This window comes from Streptomyces sp. NPDC005408, assembly GCF_040606445.1.
Lineage (GTDB): Bacteria > Actinomycetota > Actinomycetes > Streptomycetales > Streptomycetaceae > Streptomyces.
The window spans coordinates 35,996-44,191 of the sequence record NZ_JBEXEX010000056.1 but is presented as its reverse complement, the minus strand read 5'-3'; the positions used below and the strand labels follow the sequence as shown (position 1 = coordinate 44,191).

General features: G+C 68.6%; 5 protein-coding genes. All 5 read right to left on the bottom strand.

Annotation, left to right across the window (positions count from 1 at the left end):
- On the bottom strand, positions 1–717 hold a 717-nt coding region (locus ABZS64_RS33165; RefSeq protein WP_355837723.1), incomplete at its 3' end, for an inositol-3-phosphate synthase.
- Positions 718–823: 106 nt separating this feature from the next.
- Positions 824–4,513 carry a ThuA domain-containing protein gene (locus tag ABZS64_RS33160; protein WP_355837717.1) on the bottom strand — a complete coding sequence of 1,230 codons (3,690 nt, stop codon included), beginning with the start codon at positions 4,511–4,513 and terminating at the stop codon, positions 824–826.
- A gap of 284 nt (positions 4,514–4,797) precedes the next feature.
- Entirely contained in the window at positions 4,798–5,802 is a 1,005-nt protein-coding gene (locus ABZS64_RS33155) for a sugar phosphate isomerase/epimerase family protein (RefSeq protein ID WP_355837715.1), read from the bottom strand.
- A gap of 9 nt (positions 5,803–5,811) precedes the next feature.
- On the bottom strand, positions 5,812–7,056 hold the full coding sequence (locus ABZS64_RS33150; RefSeq protein WP_355837714.1) for a Gfo/Idh/MocA family oxidoreductase: 1,245 nt from the start codon (positions 7,054–7,056) through the stop codon (positions 5,812–5,814).
- A gap of 45 nt (positions 7,057–7,101) precedes the next feature.
- Entirely contained in the window at positions 7,102–8,148 is a 1,047-nt protein-coding gene (locus ABZS64_RS33145; RefSeq protein ID WP_355837712.1) for a substrate-binding domain-containing protein, read from the bottom strand.
- Positions 8,149–8,196 lie beyond the last annotated feature (48 nt).

Below are 8,196 nucleotides of genomic sequence, written 5' to 3'. Positions count from 1 at the left end.
CGACCACGCCCGTACCGACAGGGCGCGCTGCACGAACATCGGGGCGAGCACGGAACGAAGCAGCGTCTGGCCTGTCTTGCCGTCGCGGCCCGCGTGGGGAAGTCCACTTGCCGCGGCGGCGTCGGTGAGGGCCGCGGTGCGCAGCCCGGTGGAGGGGGTGAAGTTGACGAAGGGGCACCCGGCCCGCAGGGCCGCGGCGGCGTAGAGCGAGCTGGGCGGGAGCCGTACCGCGTCGGGCTCGGGCACCGGTTCGGTGGAGGAGACGTTGACGACGACGACTCGGGCCAGCCCGTGCCGTTCCCGGAAGTCGCTCATGTCCCCGGCGAAGGCGGCGATGAGTTCCTCGTCGGTCCGCATATCGCCGGACTGCGGCCCACCGGGACGTATCTCCGCGTCCGCGGCGGCCAGTTCACCGCGTACCGCAGCAGCCAGGCCGTGCGGCAGCACTCCCCCGTCGGTCAGCGCTTCGGCCCGCTTCGGCAGCGGGCAGTGCGCGGTGTCGTGGCCGCCGAAGACCAGCGACGACAGGGCGGGCAGCCCCGATCCGGCGAACGGCCCGGTCTCCGTGACCATGCCGTTCGGGGGATGCAGTCCGGCGGTCATCGCCGCACACCCCGCGACGGCCGTGGTGGCCACAGAACCACGCGCTCCCACGAACCAGACTCCGGTGCGTATCTTCCCGCCATTCCCGTTCGTCACGTCATTCCCGTTCGTCACGGGATTCCCGTTGGTCACGGGCTGCCTCCCTGCCATTCGGTGTGGTGGAGGACGGCGGGCGGGGGGTACGGCGCCTCCCCGCCCGCCGTCGTCTAGGGGGACGCGCCTAGGTGGGCAGCTCCCGGAGTTGGATGTCGCGGAAGGACACCTGGTCGTCGGCTCCGTGGTTCTGGATGCCGATGTAGCCGTCCTTGAGGCTGCGGGCCGGGTCGGTGTTGGTGAAGTCGTTGATCTTCACGCCGTTGAGGAAGATCTGCAGCCGCTCCCCCTGGACCCGGATCTCGTAGCTGTTCCACTGGCCGGGCGGCCGAAGGACGCGGTCGCGGGCCACGAGGTCGGCCGACTTGAAGCCGTAGACGGCGCCTGTCGTACGGTCGGGCGCGTCGGTCGCGTCGATCTGCACCTCGTAGCCGTTGTTCACGGCCGACCAGGGGTCGTCGGAGGCCGGGAAGCCCACGAAGACTCCGGAATTGTCATCGCCGTCCAGCTTCCAGTCGAGCTTGACCGAGTAGGACTTCAGCTCTTTGGCCTGGTACCAGAGCATGCCCATGCCGCCCTCGGTGCGCAGTTCACCGTCGACGACATTGAACTTTCCGGGCCCGGCCTGCTTCCAGCCGTCCAGGGTCTTGCCGTTGAAGATCGGCCGGTATCCGGTCTTCGGCTTGCAGTCGGCGTTGACCTGTCCGGCGGCGTAGCGCAGTCCGCCCAGCAGGTGCTGGCGGAAGGCCGGTTCGGCGTACGACTCCTTGGTGTGGCCGCCTCCGGTGTAGAAGGCGCGGCCGCCCTGGTAGGTCTGGCACCAGGCGATCGGGTGGTCGCCCTTCATGGTGCCGCCCTGATAGGTGGTTTCGTCCAGGGTGGCAAGGACCCGTGCCTGCTCACGGGGGTTGGTGCGGTAGTTGTACCACTCGTCGGTCCGCTCCCAGGCGTCATCCAGGTGCGCGGTCGACGGATGGGCGTGGTCCTCGACCCGTACGGTCGCGGGCTGGATCTGCGGGTGGGATGCGAAGTAGGCGCCGACGAGCCCGCCGTAGAAGGACCAGTCGTATTCCGTGTCGGCCGCCGCGTGCACGCCCATGTAGCCCCCGCCGGTGGCGACATAGTTCTCGAACGCCTTCTGCTGCTCGGCGTTGAGTACGTCACCGGTGGTGGACAGGAACACGACGGCGTCGTAGCGGGCGAGGTTGCTGGTCGTGAACTGGGCCGCCTCCTCCGTGGCGTCGACCGTGATGTTGCTGGTCCCGCCCAGTTCCTTCAGTGCGGCAATGCCGGTCGGGATGGAGTCGTGGCGGAAGCCGGCGGTCTTGGAGAAGACCAGGACGCGCTTGGCGGTCCGGTCGACCGGCGTGTTGGAGAGTTCGAAGTCGTCCACGTCGTAGAGCGCTCCCTGTCCGCCCTTGAACACCAGGAACAGTTCGGTGGTCTTCCTCGGTACGGCCCGCAGCGGGACGTCGATGTCCTGGAAGGTGTCCCAGCCGCCGGTGACGGGCACCGGGGCGGAACCCAGGATCGGACCGCTCGCCGAGCCGGTGCGCACCTCGAGGAAGCCGCCCGCTCCACCCGATGAGATACGGGCGGTGAGCTTGGTGGTCCCGGTCAGGTTGTAGGGCTTGAAGGCGATCCAGTCGCCGTTGTCGATGTCGCCGACCGTCTTGCCGCCGTGGGCGCTCGCCTTGTCGTAGAGCTTGATGCCCGAGGAGGTGCTGAAGTGTTCCGCCTGCCGGTGGCGGGGCTGGAGCTGGGCCTGGTCGTGGCTGGTGAGCGCGGCCTGGCCGCCGCCACCGCCGTCGGTGTACTCGGCGTCGAAGACTCCGAAGATATTGGCGTTGGGGTCGTGGCCGCCGTCGGCGGAGGTCTTGATGGTGCCGCTGCAGCCGTTGGCCGAGGTGACGGGGTGGCCATGGCTGTCATGACCGAGTACGTAGGTCACCTTCACCTTGGCGCAGTCGATGGTCCCGTCTTCGGGGTCGGTGACCGTGACCTTGAAGGGGATCTCGTCGCCGAAGCTGAACAGCTGTCCCTCTGCGGGGAGTTCCAGGGTCACCTTGGGGGCGGTGTTGCCGACCACGACATGGACGCTTGCGGAGCCGGTGCGGCCGATGGGGTCCTTGGCGGTGACGGTCGCCGTGTAGGTGCCGTTCTTCTTGTACGTGTATGTGGGGTTGGCCTCGGTGGACTTGCCGCCGTCGCCGAAGTCCCAGGCGTACGTGAGGGCGTCACCGTCGGCGTCGGTCGTGCCGGCCGAGGAGAAGCCGACGCGCAGCGGAGCCTTGCCCGAGGTCTTGGTGGCTGCCGCCTCGGCCACCGGGGAGCGTCCGCCGGTTGCGTTCTCGATGCGGTAGAGACCGGAGTTCTCGTCTCCCCCGAACCAGGCGGTGCCGTAGTCGAGTACGTACAGTGCACCGTCGGGTCCGAAGGCCATGTCCATGATCTGCGTCCCGGTCCACGGGACGGGGTTGATGGACTGGACGGCGCCGTCCTCGCCCTGCTCGATCCGCTTGATCCAGCGGCGGCCGAACTCACCGGCGAAGAAGTCTCCGTCGTACGCCTCGGGGAACTTCACCGGGGAGGTGGACGCGGCGTCGTAGTGGTAGACGGGTCCGCCCATCGGGGATTCGGAGCCGCTGCCGAACTCGGGTACGGAGCCGCCGTCGTACGGAATCCAGGCCGGCTGCGCGGGCGGCAGGTCGACCAGGCCGGTGTTGTACGGCGATTCGTTCTTGGGAGCCGCGCAGTCGAAGGTCGCCCCGGACGTCTTGGTCGCGAAGTCGTAGTCGACGTACGGATCGTTCTTGCCGGTGCAGAAGGGCCAGCCGAAGTTACCGGCCTTGGTGATCCGGGCGAACTCGACCTGTCCCCCCGGGCCGCGCTTCGGGTCGGCCGCGCCCGCGTCGGGGCCGTAGTCGCCGAGGTAGACGATGCCCGTCTTCTTGTCGACGCTGAAGCGGAAGGGGTTGCGGAAGCCCATGCCGTAGATCTCGGGCCGGGTCTTGGCGGTCCCGGGCGCGAAGAGGTTGCCGTCGGGGATGGAGTAGCTCGCGTCGTCGTTGACCTTGATCCGAAGGAGCTTTCCGCGCAGGTCGTTGGTGTTGCCGGAGGTGCGGCGGGCGTCGTACGCGGGGTTGCGGCCCGGGCGGTCGTCGATCGGGGTGAAGCCGTCGGAGGCGAAGGGGTTGGAGTCGTCGCCGGTCGACAGATAGAGGTTGCCCTGCGCGTCGAAGTCGATGTCGCCGCCGACGTGGCAGCAGATGCCACGGGTCGCGGGAATGTCGATGATCTTCTTCTCGCTGGCGTTGTCGAGGGTTCCGTCTGCCTTGAGGACGAACCGAGAGAGCCGGTTGACGCCGTCGAACTTCGCGAAGTCCTCGGGTGTGCCCTCGTTGGGGGCATCGCCCGCGGGGGTGCTCAGCGGCGGCGCGTAGTAGAGATAGACGAAGCGGTTCTCGCCGAACTTGGGGTCGATACCGATCCCTTGGAGGCCTTCTTCGTCGTGCGAGTAGACGGGGATGGTGCCGACGACACGGGTGTTGCCCGCGCTGTCGGTCATCCGCAGCTCGCCGTTGCGGGAGGTGTGCAGCACGCTGCGGTCGGGCAGGACCGCCAGCGACATGGGTTCGCCGGTCTCCTCACCGCCCTTGGCGAGGGTGACCTGCTGGAATTCCTCGGCGGCCGCGGCCGGTTCGGGGTCGGCGGCGAGTGCGGTCTGCGGCGCGGTGAGGGCGAGCGAGCCGGCGGCGAGGAGGCTGCCGGTGAGGAGTGCGAGTGCCTTGCGGGCTCTGTGCCGTTTCCTGTGCACGAATGTCCTCCGGGATAGACCGGTCGACCGGGCGGGGCCATGTGCTGCCCTCAATCGCCGGGCGGGTGGGCGTGGAACCGGAGTGCGCCGTCACACCGGAGACCACCTATGTCCTGTACACCTCATGGGACGGTAGTCGGGTTCGTCCGGGACGGAAAGCCCTTGTGCAGTAGGGAAGTTCAACTTTTTCCTACCGCAGGACAAAGACGGACCCGAGCAGCTGGGACCGGCCCGGCGGCTGATTCGCCGCCGGGCGTGGAGCTGCGTCTATGTGCCTTGCTGCGCTACTCACCGCCTCCGAATGCCGCGTCGAAGGACGCGGTGGGCGGGTCGAAATCGAAATGCTTCAGGTCAGCAAGCGCTTCCGGAGCGCCCGCCAGGCGGTCCATTCCGGCGTCCTCCCACTCCACCGAGATCGGACCGTCGTAGCCGATCGAGCGCAGCATCCGGAAGACGTCCTCCCAGGGGACGTCACCGTGCCCGGCCGAGACGAAGTCCCAGCCGCGCCGCGGGTCTCCCCACGGCAGATGGGAGCCGAGCCTGCCGTTGCGGCCGTCGAGACGCTTGCGCGCCTCCTTGCAGTCGACGTGGTAGATCCGGTCCCGGAAGTCGTACAGGAAGCCGACCGGGTCCAGGTCCTGCCAGACGAAGTGGCTGGGGTCGAAGTTGAGCCCGAAGGCAGGGCGGTTGCCGACGGCCTCCAGCGCCCGCTGAGTGGTCCAGTAGTCGTACGCGATCTCGCTGGGGTGCACCTCGTGGGCGAAGCGCACGCCCTCCGCGTCGAAGACGTCGAGGATCGGGTTCCAGCGCTCGGCGAAGTCCTCGTATCCCCGCTCGATCATCCGCTCGGGCACCGGCGGGAACATAGCCACCAGATGCCAGATCGACGAGCCGGTGAACCCGATGACGGTCCGCACGCCGAACGCGGCCGCGGCCCTGGCGGTGTCCTTGATCTCGGTCGCTGCCCGCTGCCGAACGCCTTCGGCCTCGCCGTCGCCCCAGATACGGGCGGGCAGGATCGCTTGGTGGCGTTCGTCGATGATGCTGTCGCAGACCGCCTGGCCGACCAGATGGTTCGAGATCGCCCAGCACTTGAGGCCGTACTTCTCGAGGAGCGCATGGCGCCCGTCGAGATACGAGGAGTCGGCGAGCGCCTTGTCGACCTCGAAGTGGTCGCCCCAGCAGGCGAGTTCGAGGCCGTCGTAGCCGAAGTCCCGGGCGAGCCGGCAGACCTCCTCCAGCGGCAGATCGGCCCACTGGCCGGTGAAGAGCGTGAACGGACGTGGCATTCGGACCTCCTAAGCCTGTGCCTGTGAATGTGTCTGTGTCTGAACCGGTGCTTGCTCTGGCGTCTGTACGGGGGTGTAGACGGCGTTCTTCTCGGCGCTCTCCTCCACCGCCGCGAGCACCCGCTGCACCTGCAGCCCGTCCGCGAACGACGGTGCCGGGTCGGTGCCCGCCGCGATCGCCTCGACCAGGTCGCGGGCCTGGTGGGCGAAGGTGTGCTCGTAGCCGAGCGCGTGGCCGGGGGGCCACCACGCCTCCAGATACGGATGCTCCGGCTCAGTGACGAGGATGCGCTTGAAACCGGAGGAGGCTGCGGGCTCGGTGTGGTCGTGGAAGAACAGCTCGTTGAGCCGCTCCAGGTCGAAGGCGAGCGACCCGAGCTCGCCGTTGATCTCGAGCCGCAGGGCGTTCTTCCGTCCGGACGCCATCCGGGTGGCCTCGAAGGAGGCCAGCGCGCCCGAAGCAAGACGCCCGGTGAAAACGGCCGCGTCGTCCACGGTGACCGGCCCGCGCTCGGTGCCTCCCGCCGCGGACAGCCCGGCCGATGCCCCCGCGAGCAGCGGGCGCTCCCGTACGAAGGTCTCCGTGAGCGCCGAGACCCCCACCAGCGGCTCCCCCGCCAGATACTGCGCGAGGTCCACGATGTGCGCGCCCAGATCGCCGAGCGCCCCGGAGCCCGCGTGCTCGCGCTTGAGCCGCCAGGTGAGCGGGAAGTCGGGGTCGACCAGCCAGTCCTGGAGATAGGTGAAGCGCACATGCCGCAGCGTGCCGAGCCTGCTGTCGGCGATCAGCCGCCGGGCGTACGCGATCGCGGGCACCCGCCGGTAGTTGAAGCCGACCATCGCCACCTGGCCGCGTTCCCTGGCCGCTTCGGCCGCGGCGACCATCGCCTCGGCCTCGGCGACCGAATTGGCCAGCGGCTTCTCGCACAGGACGTGCTTGCCCGCCTCCAGTGCCGCGACGGCGATCTCCGCATGGCTGTCCCCCGGAGTGCAGATGTCGACCAGCTGCACATCGTCGCGGGTGATGAGGTCGCGCCAGTCGGTCTCCGCCGCCGCCCAGCCGTGTCTGTCGGCAGCGGCCCGCACGGCCGCCGCGTCACGGCCGGCGATCGCGGCGAGGACCGGCCGCAGCGGCAGGTCGAAGACGCGGCCCACGGTGCGCCACCCCTGTGAGTGGGCGGCGCCCATGAATGCGTAACCGACCATGCCTACGCCCAGTGTCGGCGGGGCGGCCTCACTTTCCCTCTGTTCCATACGGGTTCCTCCTCGTCGGTTGCTCGGTGGGGGCGGGCAGGCCGGTCAGCTGAACCCCGTGGGCAGGTACTCCTCGACGTTCTCCTTGGTCACGACGGCGGAGTAGAGGGTGATCGAGGCGGGGATCTCCAGTTCCGACATCCCGCTCAGGCCCTTGGCCTGGCCCAGTGCGCGGGCGAGGTCGATGGCGGAGGCAGCCATGGTCGGCGGGTAGAGAACGGTGGCCTTCAGGACGCTGTTGTCGGCCTTGATGGCGTCCATCGCGGACTTGGCGCCCGCGCCGCCGACCATCAGGAAGTCCTTGCGGCCCGCCTGCGCGATGGCGCGCAGGGCGCCCACGCCCTGGTCGTCGTCGTGGTTCCACAGTGCGTCGAACTGGCTCTGCGCCTGCAGGAGTTGCGCCATCTTCGCCTGGCCGGACTCGACGGTGAACTCGGCGGCCTGACGGGCCACCTTCTTGATGTTGGGGTAGTTCTTCAGGGCGTCGTCGAAGCCCTGGGTGCGCTGCTTGGTGAGCTCCAGGTTGTCGAGCCCGGCGAGCTCGATGACCTTGGCGTTCGGCTTGTCCTTGAGCTGCTGGCCGATGTAGTTGCCGGCGTTGAGGCCCATGCCGTAGTTGTCGCCGCCGATCCAGCAGCGGTAGGCCTGCGGGGACGCGAAGATCCGGTCCAGGTTGATGACGGGGATGCCCGCCTTCATGGCCTGCAGACCGATCTGGGTGAGGGCCTTGCCGTCGGCGGGGAGGATGACGAGGACGTCGACCTTCTTGTTGATCAGTGTCTGGACCTGGCCGATCTGGGCGGCGGTGTCGTTCGAGCCCTCGGTGATCTCCAGGGTCACCTCGGAGTACTTCTTGGCACGCGACTTGGCGTTCTCGTTGATGGCATTGAGCCAGCCATGGTCGGCCTGCGGTCCGGCGAAGCCGATGGTGACGGCCTTGCCCGGCTTGTCGTCGGCGGCCGGGGCGTTGTTGGTGGCCGCCTCCGACTTCTTGGGCTCGTTGCTGGTGCATGCGGTGAGCAGTGCGCCGGCGGAGACGGCGGCGGTGCCGAAGAGCAGTCCTCTGCGGCTGGTTGCTGGGGTTTCTGGCATGACGGATCAACCCTTCGGCTGGGCGGTGCGACAGTTGGGGAAGTGGAG